The organism is Bacillus sp. CHD6a (assembly GCF_001293645.1).
Classification (GTDB): Bacteria; Bacillota; Bacilli; order Bacillales; family Bacillaceae_I; genus Sutcliffiella_A.
The window spans coordinates 1-18,250 of the sequence record NZ_LBMD01000028.1; the positions used below are offsets into that span (position 1 = coordinate 1).

The window sequence follows — 18,250 nt, forward strand, 5'->3', positions numbered from 1 at the left end:
TTTGGTGGATGAAGACAATTTGGGAGGGGGGAAGTTGGTGAGAGTGTTTTCATCGTGGGGATGAAGACACTTTGGAGGAGATATTTTCATGCAGAGTGTCTTCATGGAGGATTTAAGGACATGTAGGAGGAGAGAATTTTGTAATAGAGGTCTTAACCACTGTAATCAAGCCCTTCAAAAACAGCAATCCCTCCCCAAAGAGGTCTTAATCACTGTTATAAAGCCCTTCACAACCAGCAATCCCTCCCCGAGAAGTCTTAATCACTGTTATAAAGCCCATCAGAAGCAGAAACCCCCCCCAGAGGTCTTGCCCCCCGCTATAAAGACCACATAACGAAGGGGTCCCCATCGTAGACGTCTTTAATTGTCAATGATAGCAAGAATACCTACCGAACAATTCCTCCAAAATGAATTCTCAACCAAGTAACCCCAATCTTTTTTTATCCAAAGACAAACACAGACTAGTAGGCTTTACATACACTAGATGTAGGAGATTGGTAGGCTGGGATTTTACTAAAGTAGTATACAATTCTTTGATTTGGTTAGAATAGTGGATGGAGGTGGAGAAAGAGACATGAAGTCAGCCATTCATTCATCATTTGGGGAAACGTGTATCGTTTGTGAAGAGAAAAAAGAAAAAGGAATTCATTTATACACGTCGTTTATCTGTACGGAATGTGAAGGAACAATGCTTCAGACTGATGTGGAAGATCCGAAATATAAGTTTTACTTGCAACAGTTGAGGAAAATCACTATTCCAAAAATCTATTCTTAGTGTCTTTTACCTTTTAACAAAACCCTAAAAACAAAAAAATAGTCTGCTACAATTAAAGTCCTGTATAGGGCTTTTATTTTTTTAGTATCTCTTAATTGGTAGGTAACTATATGTCTAAAGCTCTATCCGTTATAATAGGAGTATGGGAAATGAATCATTAGAGGGTGTGCAAATGCTAGATCAAACTAAAACTCCATTGTTTTCAGGTTTAAGACGTCACTGGGAAGGTGCACCATTGTCCGGGCATGTTCCTGGCCATAAGTATGGTACTGTTTTGCCTGAGGAAGCAAGGGATTATTATAACGATATATTGAAAATAGATGCGACGGAGATTTCGGGATTGGATGATTTGCATGATCCAGAAGGCATGATTGATGAGGCGCAGCGTTTAGCGAGTGACTTATACGGTTCTGATGAGACATTTTTTCTGGTGAATGGATCAACTGTTGGAAACCTCGCAATGATATTGGCCACGTGTAACCGGGGTAGCAAGGTGCTGGTGCAAAGGAATTGCCATAAGTCCATATTAAATGGATTAGAGCTTGCAGGGGTAGATCCCGTTTTTTTACCGTGTGAAGTGGACGAGAATTTGGGTGTTGCTGTATCTGTCGACTTACCCAATCTATATAAGGCACTGGAAACGGTAGACGGGATAACTGCTGTTGTGTTAACCAATCCGAATTATTATGGAGTAGCAGTAGATTTGGAGGATATTATAAGAGCTATACATTGTTATGACATTCCCGTTTTAGTGGATGAAGCTCACGGGGCCCACTTTCTGCTTGGGAGCCCCTTTCCTAAATCGGCGCTCGCTAGTGGAGCGGATGTGGTCGTACATTCTGCCCATAAGACCTTGCCTGCAATGACAATGGGATCATGGCTGCATATTCAGGGGAATAGGGTGAAGAAGGAAAGAATCACTCATTACCTTAAGATGTTACAGTCGAGCAGCCCTTCCTATCCGATAATGGCATCCCTGGATCTTGCGAGATATTATCTTGCGAGTATGTCTCAACTGGAGAGACAAGCTATTGTAGATAATATTGTAAGTGTTCATCAACAGCTGAAGGAGGTAAAGGAGATAGAAGTGGTTACTCCTAGTGACAGTCGTTTACTTGTCGACCCTTTAAAGCTTACATTGCGCTCCACTAAAGGAATGAGTGGGTTTCAATTTTCCAACCTTCTTGAAACGGAAGGCCTTTATGTGGAACTGGCAGACCCTAAGAATGTATTAATTATCTTGCCACTAGCGGTGAATGAGAAAAAACATGATATGATAGAGAGGATAGTCCGGGCCGTATCCAAAGAAACAGATGGAGGCCAAAAAAAGGAACAGATCACGCTTCCGCCCTTTCCAGCTGAAATTAGTGATCTTGCCATTCCTTATAGCAAACAAGCGGAATATCAAAAGGTGAAATGCCTGATAGAGGAAGCAATCGGTGAAGTCGCTGCCGAAGGGATTGTACCATATCCTCCTGGAATCCCACTTTTATTTAATGGAGAAGAGATTACAAGCTCTACCGTGGAATACATAAAGGCTCTCCAACAAATTGGTGGAAGGTTCCAAGCTAGCGAAGCATTTAAAAGTAATTATATTTATATATATAAGAAGATAAAGGAGTAAAAGGATTGTGAAAGGATTATTTATTACATTTGAAGGGCCTGAGGGTGCAGGAAAGACGTCTGTCATTCAAAAGTTGGCAGCGGAATTGACAGAACGGGATTATCCTATTTTACTGACAAGAGAACCCGGAGGCATTAGAATAGCTGAGCAAATCCGAAAAGTTATATTAGATTGTGACAATACAGAAATGGATGCAAGAACAGAAGCATTGCTTTATGCGGCTGCTCGCCGTCAGCACTTAGTGGAGCGTGTGATACCTGCATTAGAAGAAAATAAGATTGTGCTGTGTGACCGGTTTATTGATAGTTCTCTTGCCTATCAAGGTCATGCGAGGGGAATTGGGGTAGAAGACGTGCTTAGCATCAATGAGTTTGCAACGGAAAAAATGATGCCCTCCCTTACTATCTTTTTTGATATAGAACCAGAAGCAGGACTTAAACGAATTGAAGCGAATAATAAACGAGAAATAAACCGTTTAGATCAAGAAAAACTAGATTTTCATTATAAGGTAAAAGAAGGATATGATCTTGTAAAAGAGAAGTATGGAGATAGAATCACAGTAGTGGATGCGTCTATGGACTTTGAGTCCGTGTGCAACCAAGTAAGAGAGGTATTAATCTCTTATATTTCTAGACACGGATTCTAATTCTTATCATAAAAATAAATTACCAAATACGAAGTAATGAAGTGGAAGATGATTAATGGTAAAATAAAGGAGGCGCTTTAAATGAAAATGATTATGGCTGTTATTCAAGATAAAGATAGCAATCGATTAATGAATGCTTTAGTAGAACATAATTTCCGTGCAACGAAACTTGCGAGTACAGGCGGCTTTTTGAAGTCTGGAAACACTACGTTTATGATTGGTACGGAAGACGTTCGTGTACAAAAGGCATTGGATATCATTAAAGACAATTGCCAGCATCGACAGCAATTGGTTGCACCTGTTTCACCTATGGGTGGGAATGCAGATTCCTATGTTCCGTACCCGGTAGAGGTGGAAGTGGGCGGTGCGACGGTCTTTGTCTTGCCTATTGAGCATTTTCATCAATTTTAACGTAAAGCGGCTGAAAGGCTGCTTTTTTTCAGATAAAGGTTCTATGAAATGAAGTTATGGGAAAGGGACATACTGTCATGAAAATATCAACCGACCTTAGAACAAACGTAGATAATGCAAGGATGGATACGAGAAGCGCTTCTGCTGCCACGACTGCCTTTGGTGAAATCATGCAAAGACACTCCAGTAAACTGCATACCCAACAGTTGCAGTTATTAATGAAGGATATTGAATTGGTAGGTGACCGCTTAGGAAATTCTCGTTCTTTCCAAGACTTAGCCAAGTATAAGACACTTGTTAAACGTTTTATGGAAGAGGCGGTTGAATTTGGAATGGAACTGAATCAGTCGCATCATTGGACAAATGATGGACAATCTAGACATCTGCAAGTGGTCAAGCAAGTAGACGAAGCACTTCTCGGCCTGACTGAAAAGGTCATGAGCCAAGAGGAATCAAGAATAAACATATTAAGCAGTATTGGTGAGATTAAGGGCTTGCTCATCAATTTATATATGTAGGTTAGTGAGTGATAAAAAGTGATTAAAAGTTGGTCGGATCTACAAAACCAGCCTACCGTTGCAAGGATCGTCATAAACAGTTTAGAGCGAAATAGAATCGCTCATGCTTATTTGCTAGATGGGATGAAGGGCACAGGAAAAAAAGAAGTCAGCTACCTATTTGCAAAGAGCTTGTTGTGTAAAGACCTAAAAGGAGTTAATCCCTGTCAGAGCTGTTCAAATTGTAAGCGGATAGATTCAAGAAATCATCCGGATGTCCATGTCGTGGAGCCGGACGGTAACTCCATCAAGAAGCAACAAATTCAATTCTTGCAAGAAGAGTTTACGAAAACGGGCTTGGAATCTAAGAGGAAAATATATATTATTGAGCATGCGGATAAGATGACGACAAATGCAGCCAATAGTTTATTAAAATTTTTGGAGGAACCGAACCAAGAAACGTTCGCTTTTTTATTGACTGAAAATGTTAATCAAATATTAAATACAATTATTTCAAGGTGTCAGCCACTATCGTTCCGCGCATTAACATCTGAAGGACTGATAGCGAAGCTTACAGCGGAAGATATTCCACTGCCATTAGCCAAGTCAGCGGCATCCCTAACGAACAGCCTAGAGGAAGCAGTAGAATTATGTCGAGATGATTGGTTTGCGCTGGCTAGAAACTTAGTGATAAAATTGTATGAAGCAATATTTAATCGTCCTCAGGCATCTTTGCTATTTATACAAGAAAAATGGATACCCCATTTTTCCGATAGAAAGCAGCTGGAGATAGGTTTAGATTTACTGCTGTTTATTTATAAAGATATGCTGTATGCTCAGTTATCCAAAGAGGAGCAACTGGTGTTTGTCGACGAGAAAGAATTGATTCAAAAGTTGGCACTCCAGACGACTCAACAGCGAGTGACCGAGCAACTGTCCTATATATTACAGAGCAAGTCTCGGTTAGCATCGAATGTGAATCCGCACCTTCTCATGGAACAATTAGCGTTAAACTTGCAGGAGGGATATTAGTTTGTATGAAGTAGTAGGAGTTCGTTTTAAAAAAGCAGGGAAAATATACTATTTTGACCCAAATGGGCTTGATATAAAAGATAATGAGTTTGTTATTGTGGAAACGGTAAGAGGTGTGGAGTTCGGAAAGGCTGTCATCGGTCAAAAGAAAGTCGATGAAAACGATGTCGTTCTGCCATTGAAAAAAGTACTTCGCATTGCTGATCAAAAAGACAGACTTATTGTAGAAGAAAATAAAAAGGCTGCTAACGAAGCGTTTGATGTATGTTTCGGTAAAGTAAATGACCATGGGCTGGATATGAAACTAGTCGATGTGGAATACACATTTGATCGCAATAAGATCATCTTCTATTTCACTGCAGATGGACGAGTGGACTTTAGGGAACTTGTGAAAGATCTTGCTTCCATTTTCCGTACCAGAATCGAACTAAGACAAATTGGTGTTCGTGATGAAGCCAAACTTTTGGGTGGTATCGGCCCTTGTGGACGTATGCTCTGCTGTTCCACATTTTTAGGAGACTTTGAACCGGTATCCATCAAAATGGCGAAGGATCAAAACCTGTCGTTGAATCCTTCTAAGATTTCCGGACTATGTGGTCGTCTAATGTGCTGTCTGAAATATGAAAATGACGAATACGAGTCCGCTAAAGAACAATTACCGGATTTGGATGAAGTAATTAAAACACCAAATGGGGTAGGCCGGGTTGTAGGATTGAATATACTCGAACGCGTGCTTCAAGTGGAGTTGTCCGGGAAGGACCGTGTGGTCGAATTTTCTCTAGACGAATTACTTCAAGAGGGAGCCGTTTCAACGCAAGCCACAGATTAAGAGGTGGAAAACTTGGACAAGAAGGAAATTTTTGATTCTGTCAGCAACATGGAAGAACAGATCGGACATTTATATAAACAGCTTGGAGAATTAAAAGAACACCTTGCCCTGATTATTGAAGAAAACAACAGTGTGCTGGTGGAAAACAGTCACCTCCGCAAACGTCTAGAGCAAATGACGGCTGTGGAGGATGAGACTCCTTTACCGGAACAAAAACGCCAGAAAAAGCAGCAGGACCAGCAAAAACAGACAGATGTAGGGGAAGGTTATGATAATTTGGCCAGGCTCTACCAGGAAGGGTTTCATATTTGCAACTTGAATTTCGGCAGTCCACGCAAAGAAGGGGATTGTATGTTTTGCTTGTCTTTTCTTAATAAGAAGTAAAGAGTCGCTTCTCCGTAACGGGGTAGCGGCTTTTTGTTTGTGTCGATGACGCGGGACAGTACTTGAGCTTCCTCGTCTACGCCTGCTAGGTCTCCACCTAGCGCTAGCTCCCTCAGGAGTCTTCGCCTTTTGCTCCAATCACCAGCTAGGAACCATTAAACACTTTACGTTATCAGTTTTCAGTGTCCTCCTCCGTTGCGGAGTCTCACACCTTGTACTCCAATCCACAGGTAAATTGTTATGACATAATATGCAGTACTTTCTTCTACTGTCTCTTATGTTTTTTGTTGGGATTGCGTTATAATAGAGAAAGATTATGGTACGAGAGGGTTTTGTTAGATGGTAGAGCTTATAGGCGATGAGCGCCTGGATTATTTGTTGGCGGAGAATTTATGGATTATACAGAGTCCATCCGTATTTTCATTTTCGTTAGATGCAGTTCTGTTGGCTCAATTTGTGTATGTTCCCATCCAAAAAGGAAATGTGATGGATCTATGCACAGGAAACGGCATTATTCCACTTTTATTAAGTAAACGGACAAAGGGAAATATCACTGGAATAGAGATTCAGGAGCGACTTGCTGGGATGGCTGAGCGGAGCTTTTCTTATAACGGTTTAGAGGATCAGCTAAAAGTAATCAACATGGATCTTAAGGAACTTCCAGCTATGTTAGAGAATAGAAAATATGATGTGGTAACGTGCAACCCACCTTATTTTCCATTAACAGCGCAGGAAGAAAAGATAAACAGCAATATCCACTATGCTATTGCAAGGCATGAATTAGAATGTACGCTTGAGGATGTCGTACGGGTTAGTAGTCAGATTACGAAACAAGGCGGAAAAGTCGCATTTGTACATCGTCCAGGCAGGCTATTAGATATCATTTCCTTGATGAGGAAATACCGCATTGAACCAAAGCGTCTTCAATTTGTTCATTCCAAACTAGGAAAACCCGCCAATACACTTCTAATAGAGGGAATAAAGGACGGTAACCCTGACTTAAAAATCCTTCCACCATTATTAGTGTACGATGAAAACGGCGAATACACACTGGAAGTGAGAAAGATGCTCTTTGGGAAAGAACAAGTTTAATCATAAAAGAGGGATACAATATGGAATTATGGCAACAAAATAGCTTTTCTGAATCATATACTCAAGGCAGACTTTATCTCATCCCAACCCCCATCGGGAACCTAGAAGACATTACCTACCGTTCCCTAAGGATGTTAAAGGAAGTAGACTATATCGCAGCAGAAGACACACGTAACACCAAAAAACTATGTAACTATTTCGAAATAACCACTCCTTTAATCAGTTATCACGAACACAACAAAGAACAAAGCGGCAGAAAAATAATGGACCTTCTAAAAGATGGAAAGAACATTGGACTTGTCAGTGATGCTGGCATGCCTTCGATCTCAGACCCAGGTTATGAAATAGTGGTGGAAGCCCTAGAAGAAAAGCTATACGTGGTTCCTTTGCCGGGAGCAAACGCAGCGTTAACAGCTTTAATTGCATCAGGATTAGTGTCACAGCCTTTTTACTTCTATGGATTCCTCGACCGTCAGAAGAAGGAAAAGAAAAAGGAACTGGAGCGTTTAAAAAAGTTCACAGATACATTTATTCTCTACGAATCTCCACATCGTTTAAAAGAAACACTCAGCGTGATGCATGAGATACTAGGGAATCGTTCCATCGTCGTGAGCCGCGAACTTACGAAAAAATTTGAAGAGTTCACACGAGGGAGTATCTCTGAGGTATTGGCTCTTTATGAAGAGCAAGGGATTAAGGGTGAGTGTTGCATTATAATAGAAGGAAGTAGGGAAGAAGTTCAGGATGACACAGAATCCTGGTGGCAGAACCTCTCCATTTTAGAGCATGTCCAACAAGTGATGGAGACAGAAGGTTATTCATCCAAAGAAGCCATCAAACAAGTCTCCAAAGAGCGTAACTTACCAAAAAGAGAAGTATACCAAGCATATCATGTTGAATAGTAATAAGATTCTCCCTAAAGAGTGTAGTGCAAGGTATGAGACACCAGCGGGGGAGTAACGGTTGATTGAGACCCCGCAGGTGAAGCCAAGCCACTGAAAAAATGATGACGTAATGTTTTTTACGATTCCTAGCTGTGGATTGGAGCAAAAGGCGGAGACTCCTGAGGGAGATAGCGGTAGCTTGAGACCCCTCAAGCGTTGCGAGGAGGCTCAAGCACCGTCCCTAGGAAAGCGAAGCCATTTGCGGAAATCCACAGCGGTGTTTAGTGAAATTTCAAAATCAAAGTCTTTTTCAGTGGCTTCGGCGAAGCCGAGGAGGCTCATGCACCGTCCCGCGGAAAGCGAATACCTGGAACGGAAATCGGAAGGTGTTAGGCGAGACTTAAAAATTAATTTGCATATAAAAAAGAGGGTGCCGCAGCACCCTCTTTTTATGTCATATCATTATTTAGCTTGCAAGTTGTTTTGGATCTCTTGGATAATTTTCTCTGCACCTTCACGGCTTAAGATGATTTTTCCATCTGCAAGAGTAAGGTTGTTGTCAGAAACTTCACCAGTAACTTGACAAGTCATGTTTGGCTTGTATTTTTTCAAGATGATCTTTTCATCATCAACGTAGATTTCTAAAGCATCTTTCTCTGCAATTCCTAACGTTCTGCGAAGCTCGATAGGAATAACCACGCGGCCTAACTCGTCAACTTTACGTACAATACCAGTAGATTTCATAAGAAAAATACCCCTCTCAAAATTATAATTTATGATGAATAATATTAATCTATCATTTTCGTCATTATTCGACAAATCTAACGTGTTTTCATCATAACAATATTTACAAAATTCGTCAACAATTATGTTTGAAAATATTTGTATTTCTTTTAAAAATTGTATTCAAAAAGCGGAAAAATAGCTTTGTAATAAGGGTTTACTGGAATCTATTCTTGGTTAACATTTACAATTACTTACTAATTTTCAATAGAATACTAACTTAATTATAATCATCATTCGACAAATTTCAACTAGTTTTTTCGACAAATTTTTCGACAAATGTGGAAGTGGTAGGAAACACATCGTAATGTGTTGTGGAAATGAAAGGGGATAGAAAAAGTTTTTGCTCAATCCTTAACAATACTGGCGTAAACCATGTATAATAGTTATAAAAAATAGGTTATGATGTTGATATATATAGGAAGTCGAAAACGCTCATCGCTCTCGTCCATTGGGCGGGAGTTTTCTACTTTTATATGTTTCGATTATAGGGAGGTAATTTTTGATGGTAGCCGATAAAAAAACTTTTTACATTACAACACCTATCTATTACCCGAGTGGTAATTTACATATTGGTCATGCATATACGACAGTGGCGGGTGATGCGATGGCCCGTTATAAACGTTTGAAAGGCTTTGATGTGATGTACTTAACTGGTACAGACGAGCACGGACAGAAGATTCAGCGAAAAGCTGAAGAAAAAGGTGTCACTTCTCAACAATACGTAGACGATATTGTGTCAGGAATTAAAGAGCTTTGGGAAAAGCTTGATATCTCCTATGATGACTTTATTCGTACAACGGAAAGCCGCCATAAAGAGGTAGTAGAAAAAATCTTTAAACAACTACTAGACCAGGGCGACATCTATTTAGATGAATATGAGGGTTGGTATTCAGTTCCGGATGAAACATACTACAGAGAACATCAGTTAGTGGATCCGATTCATGAGAATGGGAAAGTAGTAGGAGGGAAGAGCCCTGACAGCGGCCATCCCGTGGAATTGGTGAGAGAGCAGTCTTACTTCTTCCGCATGGGTAAATATGTGGACCGTCTGCTTCAATATTACGATGAAAATCCAGAATTCATCCAACCAGAATCCAGAAAAAATGAAATGGTCAACAATTTCATTAAACCTGGACTTGAAGACCTTGCTGTTTCTAGAACGTCCTTTGATTGGGGAGTAAAGGTCCCTGGAGACCCGAAACATGTTATTTATGTATGGATTGATGCATTGTCCAACTATATCACTGCGCTTGGTTATGGTACGGACAATGATGAGAAATATATGAAGTATTGGCCTGCAGATGTACATCTTGTAGGGAAGGAAATTGTCCGCTTTCACACCATTTACTGGCCAATCATGTTGATGGCATTAGATCTGCCACTTCCGAAGAAAGTTTTTGCACATGGATGGCTTTTAATGAAAGATGGAAAGATGTCCAAATCAAAAGGGAATGTTGTAGATCCTGTCACTTTAATTGATCGTTATGGTCTGGATGCATTGAGATATTATCTATTAAGGGAAGTTCCGTTTGGAGCGGATGGTGTCTTCACACCTGAAGGCTTCGTGGAAAGAGTAAACTTTGACTTAGCAAACGACCTTGGCAACCTATTGAACAGAACGGTTGCCATGATTGACAAGTATTTTGATGGAGAAGTTCCTGTTTACAGCGGCAATGTAACGGAATTTGACGAGACGTTAAGCGAACTCGCGGTTCACACTGTTCAACAGTACGAACATGCAATGGAAAACATGGAATTCTCTGTAGCGCTATCTTCTATTTGGCAGCTTGTTAGCAGAACGAACAAATATATTGATGAAACACAGCCATGGGTCCTAGCAAAAAATGAAGAGACAAAAGATCAGCTTGCGTCTGCCATGGCTCACCTTGCAGAATCATTGCGATTTATTGGAATCCTTTTAAAGCCGTTCTTGACTAGAACACCTGGTAAAATATTCGCTCAACTAGGAGTGGAAGAATCATTAACAACTTGGGGAAGCTTAACCGCATTCGGAGAGATTCCTGCAGGTACAAAAACAGTGAAAGCAGACCCTATTTTCCCTCGCCTTGATGTGAAGGAGGAAGTAGAGCACATTAAACAAGTCATGCAGCCTTCAACACCAGCAGAAAAGGCGGAAGAAAAAGTGGTAGAAGCACCACCAGCTTCTGAAGAAATCACGTTTGATGATTTTATGAAGATCGATTTGCGTGTAGCAGAAGTGACTCACTGTGAGCCTGTGAAAAAGGCCGACAAGTTATTAAAGCTTCAATTGGATCTTGGGTATGAAAAAAGACAGGTAGTTTCCGGTATCGCAAAATTCTACAAACCAGAAGAGCTTATTGGAAAGCGAGTTATATGCGTTACAAACTTAAAGCCTGTTAAACTACGCGGAGAGTTATCAGAAGGAATGATATTAGCAGGGGAAAAGGATGGGGTCTTATCCTTAGCTTCTGTGGATGCGTCCCTTCCATTAGGTGCAAAAGTAAAATAATTAGTATTTGGATAAAATAATTTCAGGATGAAAGAGGTGTTTCACGTGTAACAACGGGCTGCACCTCTTTATTTCTTTCTTTGAATACTATTTGTTTATATTATTTTGATAAAAGGATTTAATTCTCATTTCAACCAATATGTTACGGGAGTGTTTTTGATGTTATTTGATACACATGTGCATTTAAATGCAGATCAATATGAGGAAGATTTACAAGAAGTAATTGATCGTGCCCAAGCTGAAAATGTAACGAATATGGTGGTGGTGGGGTTTGACAGAAAAACCATCATCAGGGCGATGGAGCTTGTGGAGAAATATGATTTTCTTTATGCAGCTGTAGGTTGGCATCCAGTCGATGCGATAGATATGACAGAAGAGGACCTAGCATGGATAGAAGAACTCGCATCCCATGAAAAAGTAGTAGCAATCGGAGAGATGGGTCTTGATTATCATTGGGATAAATCGCCCAAAGATGTACAAAAAGAAGTGTTTCGCAAACAAATTCAATTGGCGAAAAAAGTGAAATTACCTATCGTCATTCATAATCGGGATGCAACAGCAGATGTAGTGCAAATTTTAAAAGAAGAGGATGCCAAAGAAGTGGGAGGAATCATGCATTGCTTTACAGGTAGTTTGGAAGTAGCGAAAGAATGTATGGAAATGAATTTCTATATTTCATTTGGCGGACCTGTCACATTTAAAAATGCAAAAAAACCAAAAGAAGTGGTAAAAGAAATTCCGATGGAAAAACTTTTGATTGAAACAGACTGCCCATATCTGACACCACATCCGTACAGAGGAAAAAGAAATGAGCCTGGTTATGTAAGACTGGTTGCAGAACAGATTGCAGAGTTAAAAGAATTAACGATAGAGGAAGTAGCAGAAAAAACAACAGCAAATGCTAAGAAATTATTCGGCATAAAATGACAAAAAATCTTGTCAAAAATGGCGGATACTTGTCCAATTCGGGAAAAAACATATAAGTTCTACCTCTCTACTTCTCCTCATAGGATAAACGTGTCGATAGTTTTCACTTCCTTTTTGTGAGAATTTTCTGCATAATAGACATTACGGTCGAGCCAATGGAAAGGGTTGACAAGTTACATAACTGTCTATATAATCCATTCGAGGAGAAGGAGGCGTTTTTTTACATGTTAAATAGCATGAAAAAACTGTTTTCTGGTAAGTTGAGCAGGACGAAACTGGCCATTACTTTAACTAGTTTCATAGTCTTCTCAACCATACTTGGCTTTGGTGTCTTTCATGGCACAAAGGCTGCTGTAACAGTGAATGTGGACGGTGAGGAAGTCACGGTTCGCACGCACGCAAAAACTGTAGCGGATATTCTAAAAGAGTTGGACATAGAGGTCCAGCCACAGGACCGGTTGGAGCCATCTAAGGATACCGTTGTCAGCGATTCCATGCAGATTGTCTGGGATCCTGCGAAAGAAGTGAAACTTGTCATTGATGATAAGGAACACACTATTTATACGACAGCAGAGACAGTACAAGATTTCTTAACAGAGAGAGATATAGATATAAAAGAGCACGATAAAGTAAGTCAACAGTTAAATACCCCACTTAAAGACAATCTAGTCATTGCCATCGAAAAGGCATTTGAAGTTGCGTTGAATGTCGGGGGGGAAAAACAACAAGTATGGTCTACTTCGACTACGGTCGCTGACTTTTTAGAACAGCACGATATCACAGTAAATGATCTTGACCGAGTGGAGCCTAGTCTAGAAGAATTGGTAGCAAAAGATACTGTAGTTAATATTACTAGAGTTGAAAAAGTCACCGATGTAGTGGAAGAGCCTATTGAGTTTGGTGTTGTAACACAAAATGATAGTTCCCTTGATAAGGGGAAAGAACAAGTGGTCCAGCAAGGGGAAAATGGGACCGTTGCCAATCATTATGAAGTCATATTAGAGAATGGCAAAGAAGTTTCCCGTGAATTGGTGAAAACAGAAACGGTGAAAGAATCCTTAGACCGCATCGTTGCTGTTGGAACGAAAGCCCCACCACAACCTAAACCGCAACAGGTTGTGTCACGTAGTACAGAGTCAAGCTCTAAAGAGTTTTATGTTTCTTCTACGGCGTATACAGCATTCTGTAATGGATGCAGTGGAGTGACGAGTACGGGCATTAACTTGCGTTCAAATCCAGGAGCAAAAGTAATTGCAGTAGATCCAAGTGTCATTCCTTTAGGGACAAAAGTGTATGTGGAAGGCTATGGTTATGCTGTTGCTGGAGATACCGGCGGTGCCATTAAAGGCCACAAAATTGATGTGTTCTTCTCTGATAAAGATGCTGCTTATCGTTGGGGAAGGAAAAAAGTGAAAATCAAGATTCTTGATTAATGAATGGTGATATTAGTTCTAGCAGGGGTTTTTTCTAGCCTCTGCTTTTTTCTGTTCGGCTCTTTTCTACATGTTATATTTTAGCTACTACGTGTAATTCCTAAAGTTTGTCAGCAGTAAAAAGTACAAATGCCGACTTTTTACAAGTAATTAATATTAAACTTTAAGAAAAGAGCCTTTCTGTTAAAATAAATATTAGTCATGAAAGACAAAATAAAGTAGAATACATACTATTGTTTGTTTTTGCTTTTCATATCATTAGACGTTTATCATAGAAGAAAAGTTTCACTCTTTTGGAGGAAAAAATGAAAATAAAAGAAATTATTGTGGTGGAAGGAAAAGATGATACGGTAGCCATTAAACGGGCTGTTGATGCTGATACGATTGAAACAGGCGGATCGGCCATAAATGAGGAGATACTAAACCGTATTAAGCATGCTCAGGAGACAAGAGGCGTCATTGTATTCACAGACCCTGACTATCCTGGAGAAAAGATACGCCATACCATCAGAGAGGCTGTTCCTGGCTGTAAACACGCTTTTTTGCCTAAAGATAAAGCGCGCGGCAAAAACGGCAAAGGGATAGGAGTAGAGCATGCCACAGTGAGTGATATTCAACAAGCGCTGAACGGGTTGCACCAAGAGTATGAACAGGAAACCGAAGAGATTCCTTTTGAAGCGCTTGTCTATTATGGGCTTGTTGCGGGTCCTACAGCCAAAAATAGAAGAGAACGGCTTGGCTTGGAACTAAACATTGGCTATACGAACGGCAAGCAGTTGCAAAAGCGCCTGCAAATGTTCCATATCTCTTTAGATAGATTAAAACAAGCAGTAATGAAAATGGACCAGGAGGAGCAATAAATGCATAAAGATATTGCCACACCGAAAAGAACGAAAGAAATATTGGATAAGTACGGATTTTCTTTTAAAAAGAGTCTAGGACAAAACTTCCTAATCGACACCAACATCTTAAGGAATATTGTGGAATATGGGGAAGTATCGGAAAAGACAGCAGCCATTGAAATTGGACCAGGAATTGGGGCATTAACGGAACAGGTTGCCAAAAGAGCCGGCAAGGTTTTCGCTTTTGAAATCGATCAAAGATTGTTGCCAATCTTGGAAGACACCTTATCTCCTTATGATAATGTTACAGTTATTCATAAGGATATTCTGAAAGCGGATGTAACAGAACTGATTGGTGAAGAGTTAAAGGCGTTTGAGGAAGTGAGAGTGGTTGCCAACCTACCGTACTATGTCACAACTCCTATTATCATGAAGCTGTTGCAGGAAGGATTACCCCTAAAAAGCATTACGGTCATGCTGCAAAAGGAAGTGGCAGAGCGCATGGCGGCTAAGCCTGGTTCCAAAGAATACGGCTCGCTTTCCATTGCAGTGCAGTATTATACGCAGGCAGAAACCGTCATGATCGTCCCGAAAACAGTTTTTGTTCCACAACCTAATGTGGATTCTGCGGTCATTCGACTCGTAGTCCGTGAGGAGCCACCTGTTCGTGTGAAAGATGAGGACTTCTTCTTTGAAGTGGTTCGTGCGAGCTTTGGACAAAGAAGGAAGACGATTTTAAATAACCTGACAAGCAACCTGCCTGATGGAAAGGCAAAGAAGCAAGGGATTGAAGCGGCACTTGCCACTACTTCTATTGATCCGAAAAGGCGTGGAGAAACCCTCTCCATTGAGGAGTTTGGTGCTCTAAGTGATGAATTGTTCCCATTGTTTAAAACGGAAACGACCTGATTAAGGTCGTTTTTTTGGATCAAGTTTATTTCGGTTCCAGGTGATTCCCTAGCGCATGTGGGGTCTCACCTGTCCCTGCCACTCTAATCAACTCACAGTATTCACTAGTCAAAAATGGATAAATCGGTTTTACAAAGGATAAATCACTTTTATAATGGATAAATCGGTTTTACGATGGATATAAGCGTCTTTACAATGGATAAAACCATTTTAGGATGGATAAACGATAATTCACCCGCTATTCTAGTGTCAAAGCCAACCAATATGAAGGGGTTTGTGCCAAATTAAGAAGAAAGTTACTACAAAACACTTTTAAGTAAAACCACAAACACAAAAAAGCTGCCACAGCATCATGTATTTCCTAAAGATGTGGCAGCTTTTAGTATGCCCTGAAATGGAACACGGGCCAATGCGCTCGTAACCTTTATTACACCAAGGAAAGTGCTCACACACATAAAGTCCCGTGCATACTCTAGGTTAGATACACCGTTGGGGTAAATGCCTTCTCCAAGTTGGAGGGAAAAATGATGCTGAAAATTGGAGACATCGTTGCACGAAAATCCTATAATTATGACCTGTTATTTCGTGTGATGGATATACATGAAAATGAATTAAAACAGCGTGTTGTTTTATTATATGGGGAAGATGTCAGGCTGATGGCAGACGCCCTCTACGAGGATCTGAAAGTAGTAGATGGTAAAGAACAGATGACCAGAAAGCAACGAGCAGAATCCAAAGTCAACAGATCGTTCCAGCTACTGCAACAGGATTACCAGCTCATTCGGGAGAAGAATGAATACGAGGCAACAGGTGGCTATAGTACCGAGCAAAACTTTTTTCAAGTGCCGGGTAAAGTGTTGCATTTGGATGGAGATCCTTTGTATTTAAAAAAATGCCTGGAGCTTTATGAGAGAATTGGTGTACCAGTACATGGCGTACATGCAAATGAGAAAGAAATGCCTTTGAAAATAACGGAGTTGATGGAAAGGTATCGACCGGATATTTTGGTTATCACCGGCCATGATGCATACTCCAAAAGCAAAGGGAAAGTGTCTGACCTTAAAGCATATCGCCACTCATGGCATTTTGTGCAAACAGTAAAAGAAGCCCGCCGGATTCAACCAAACCTTGATCAGTTAGTCATTTTTGCAGGAGCGTGCCAGTCCCACTTTGAATCATTAATACAGGCAGGAGCAAATTTTGCAAGCTCTCCTTCTCGTGTAAATATTCATGCTCTTGATCCAGTTTATATTGTGGGTAGAATTTGTTTTACTCCATTTATGGAACGGGTAAATGTTTGGGATTTACTGCGGAATACATTAACAGGTGATAAGGGCCTGGGTGGTATTGAGACAAGAGGGGTGTTACGAACTGGAATGCCTTTTAGGCCTTACAAAGATAACGATGAGGAAGATGAAGACTCTTAACGGTGGAAGTTAAGGGTTTTTTGTCGTATTTTCACATGTCAATCTTTATTCTAAAACCTTTTCTTGGCAAGGCTTAAAAGGTTATTTTACATTTTATACATATTAATTCTACTATATGAGCATAGTAAATGTAGACATATGAAGATAATTGTAGACAGAAATATATTGACAGGTTGCTTTTGGGGTTGTTATAATTTTAAGTTTTATTTGATTTTTTATTAAAATTATGTTACACTAACTATAGTATAGTGAGGTGGAGTAAAATGGGAAAAACGTTAGTAGATATCAAAAGGACGTTAGATTCTAATTTAGGTAAAAAGTTAACTCTTCGTGCTAACGGTGGTCGTAGAAAGACAATTGAGCGCATAGGGATATTAGCAGAAACTTATCCATCAGTATTTGTAATAGAACTAGATCAAGACGAAAATGCTTTTGAACGTGTATCCTACAGCTATGCAGATGTCCTCACAGAGACGGTACAACTTACATTTTTTGAAGAAGGAAATATGGCTATAAGTGGGCAGTAGACAAATTTGTTTGCTGCTTTTTATTTTGCCTAAAAAACACCTAAGCTGTTGATTGGAGCAAAAGGCGGAGACTGCAGCGGGGGATTAACGGTTGGTTGAGGGAAGCCATTGAAAAACTGATAACGTAAAGTTTTTTATGATTCCTAACTGGTGATTGGAGCAAAAGGCGAAGACTCCTGAGGGAGATAGCGCTAGGTGGAGACCCCGCAGGCGTAGCCGAAGGAGGCTCACGTCAGCCCCTAGGAAAGCGAAGCCTTTTGCGGAAATCAACAGCGGTGTTTAGAAAAATTTTAAAATTAAGGTCTTTTTCAGTGGCTTCCAACGTAGTGAGGAAGCTCAAGCGCCGTCCCGTGGAAAGCGAAGCCATTGCAAAAATCAACAGCGACGTTTAGAGCAATCTTCCTCCCCAAAAATACATATATAACCGCTTATAAAAACACAACACCCCTCCAATACTAATATTGTCGCGTTCAACGATCAACGAGGAGGGCTTTTATCATGAGCAGAAGACGAAGCATTATGTCTCATCAGCTTAAAGAAGAACTGGCAAAAGAACTTGGTTTCTATGATGTCGTCCAACACGAAGGCTGGGGCGGGATAAAAGCTATGGATGCCGGCAACATGGTAAAACGTGCCATAGAATTGGCAGAGCGACAACTTGTTCAACAACAAAAATAGATTAAAGAAAAACCGGAGTGTAAGTCACTTCGGTTTTTTAGCAACAAAAAAGCAGC

Annotated in this window: 19 protein-coding genes; 18 read left to right on the top strand and 1 reads right to left on the bottom strand. The window is 40.3% G+C overall.

Annotated features, from left to right (window positions below; genetic code table 11):
• The first annotated feature begins 574 nt into the window (after window positions 1-574).
• From AAV98_RS16765 to rsmI, 10 genes are all read left to right on the top strand, one after another.
• Window positions 575-775, top strand: a complete 201-nt coding sequence (locus tag AAV98_RS16765; RefSeq protein WP_060666688.1) for a sigma factor G inhibitor Gin — start codon at window positions 575-577, stop codon at window positions 773-775.
• 142 nt (window positions 776-917) lie between these two features.
• Window positions 918-2,399 (top strand): aminotransferase class I/II-fold pyridoxal phosphate-dependent enzyme, encoded by a 1,482-nt coding sequence (locus tag AAV98_RS16770; protein ID WP_442853689.1) that lies wholly within the window; start codon window positions 918-920, stop codon window positions 2,397-2,399.
• Between the two features lie 7 nt (window positions 2,400-2,406).
• Entirely contained in the window at window positions 2,407-3,045 is a 639-nt protein-coding gene (tmk, locus tag AAV98_RS16775; protein ID WP_060666689.1) for a dTMP kinase, read from the top strand.
• 81 nt (window positions 3,046-3,126) lie between these two features.
• Window positions 3,127-3,456, top strand: a complete 330-nt coding sequence (locus AAV98_RS16780) for a cyclic-di-AMP receptor (protein ID WP_010191354.1) — start codon at window positions 3,127-3,129, stop codon at window positions 3,454-3,456.
• 77 nt (window positions 3,457-3,533) lie between these two features.
• Window positions 3,534-3,974 carry a YaaR family protein gene (locus AAV98_RS16785; RefSeq protein ID WP_060666690.1) on the top strand — a complete coding sequence of 147 codons (441 nt, stop codon included), beginning with the start codon at window positions 3,534-3,536 and terminating at the stop codon, window positions 3,972-3,974.
• A gap of 18 nt (window positions 3,975-3,992) precedes the next feature.
• Window positions 3,993-4,985 carry a DNA polymerase III subunit delta' gene (holB, locus tag AAV98_RS16790; RefSeq protein WP_060666691.1) on the top strand — a complete coding sequence of 331 codons (993 nt, stop codon included), beginning with the start codon at window positions 3,993-3,995 and terminating at the stop codon, window positions 4,983-4,985.
• A 1-nt stretch (window position 4,986) separates the two neighbouring features.
• Window positions 4,987-5,814 carry a PSP1 domain-containing protein gene (locus AAV98_RS16795; protein WP_060666692.1) on the top strand — a complete coding sequence of 276 codons (828 nt, stop codon included), beginning with the start codon at window positions 4,987-4,989 and terminating at the stop codon, window positions 5,812-5,814.
• A 12-nt stretch (window positions 5,815-5,826) separates the two neighbouring features.
• On the top strand, window positions 5,827-6,198 hold the full coding sequence (yabA, locus tag AAV98_RS16800) for a DNA replication initiation control protein YabA (protein ID WP_060666693.1): 372 nt from the start codon (window positions 5,827-5,829) through the stop codon (window positions 6,196-6,198).
• A gap of 339 nt (window positions 6,199-6,537) precedes the next feature.
• Window positions 6,538-7,290 carry a tRNA1(Val) (adenine(37)-N6)-methyltransferase gene (locus tag AAV98_RS16805; protein WP_060666694.1) on the top strand — a complete coding sequence of 251 codons (753 nt, stop codon included), beginning with the start codon at window positions 6,538-6,540 and terminating at the stop codon, window positions 7,288-7,290.
• Window positions 7,291-7,310: 20 nt separating this feature from the next.
• Window positions 7,311-8,192, top strand: a complete 882-nt coding sequence (gene rsmI, locus AAV98_RS16810; RefSeq protein ID WP_060666695.1) for a 16S rRNA (cytidine(1402)-2'-O)-methyltransferase — start codon at window positions 7,311-7,313, stop codon at window positions 8,190-8,192.
• 444 nt (window positions 8,193-8,636) lie between these two features.
• Here rsmI and AAV98_RS16815 read toward each other — a convergent pair whose 3' ends face one another.
• Entirely contained in the window at window positions 8,637-8,918 is a 282-nt protein-coding gene (locus AAV98_RS16815) for an AbrB/MazE/SpoVT family DNA-binding domain-containing protein (RefSeq protein ID WP_010191364.1), read from the bottom strand.
• 544 nt (window positions 8,919-9,462) lie between these two features.
• On the opposite strand from AAV98_RS16815, the gene metG reads away from it, so the two are divergent.
• From metG to AAV98_RS16855, 8 genes are all read left to right on the top strand, one after another.
• On the top strand, window positions 9,463-11,451 hold the full coding sequence (gene metG, locus AAV98_RS16820; protein WP_060666696.1) for a methionine--tRNA ligase: 1,989 nt from the start codon (window positions 9,463-9,465) through the stop codon (window positions 11,449-11,451).
• Between the two features lie 159 nt (window positions 11,452-11,610).
• Window positions 11,611-12,378: a TatD family hydrolase gene (locus AAV98_RS16825; RefSeq protein ID WP_060666697.1), complete on the top strand. Its 768-nt coding sequence runs from the start codon at window positions 11,611-11,613 to the stop codon at window positions 12,376-12,378.
• A 224-nt stretch (window positions 12,379-12,602) separates the two neighbouring features.
• Window positions 12,603-13,811 (top strand): G5 and 3D domain-containing protein, encoded by a 1,209-nt coding sequence (locus AAV98_RS16830; protein ID WP_060666698.1) that lies wholly within the window; start codon window positions 12,603-12,605, stop codon window positions 13,809-13,811.
• Window positions 13,812-14,116: 305 nt separating this feature from the next.
• Window positions 14,117-14,671, top strand: coding sequence for a ribonuclease M5 (gene rnmV / locus AAV98_RS16835; RefSeq protein WP_082380941.1), 555 nt, complete (start codon window positions 14,117-14,119; stop codon window positions 14,669-14,671).
• Complete coding sequence (gene rsmA / locus AAV98_RS16840; RefSeq protein WP_060666700.1) at window positions 14,672-15,562, top strand: 16S rRNA (adenine(1518)-N(6)/adenine(1519)-N(6))-dimethyltransferase RsmA; 891 nt, start codon at window positions 14,672-14,674, stop codon at window positions 15,560-15,562.
• Window positions 15,563-16,086: 524 nt separating this feature from the next.
• On the top strand, window positions 16,087-16,989 hold the full coding sequence (yabG, locus tag AAV98_RS16845) for a sporulation peptidase YabG (RefSeq protein ID WP_060666701.1): 903 nt from the start codon (window positions 16,087-16,089) through the stop codon (window positions 16,987-16,989).
• 263 nt (window positions 16,990-17,252) lie between these two features.
• A complete protein-coding gene (veg, locus tag AAV98_RS16850; RefSeq protein ID WP_010191377.1) occupies window positions 17,253-17,516 on the top strand; it encodes a biofilm formation stimulator Veg in 264 nt (87 codons plus the stop codon).
• 498 nt (window positions 17,517-18,014) lie between these two features.
• Window positions 18,015-18,194, top strand: coding sequence for a small, acid-soluble spore protein, alpha/beta type (locus tag AAV98_RS16855; RefSeq protein WP_060666702.1), 180 nt, complete (start codon window positions 18,015-18,017; stop codon window positions 18,192-18,194).
• The last annotated feature ends 56 nt before the right edge of the window (window positions 18,195-18,250 follow it).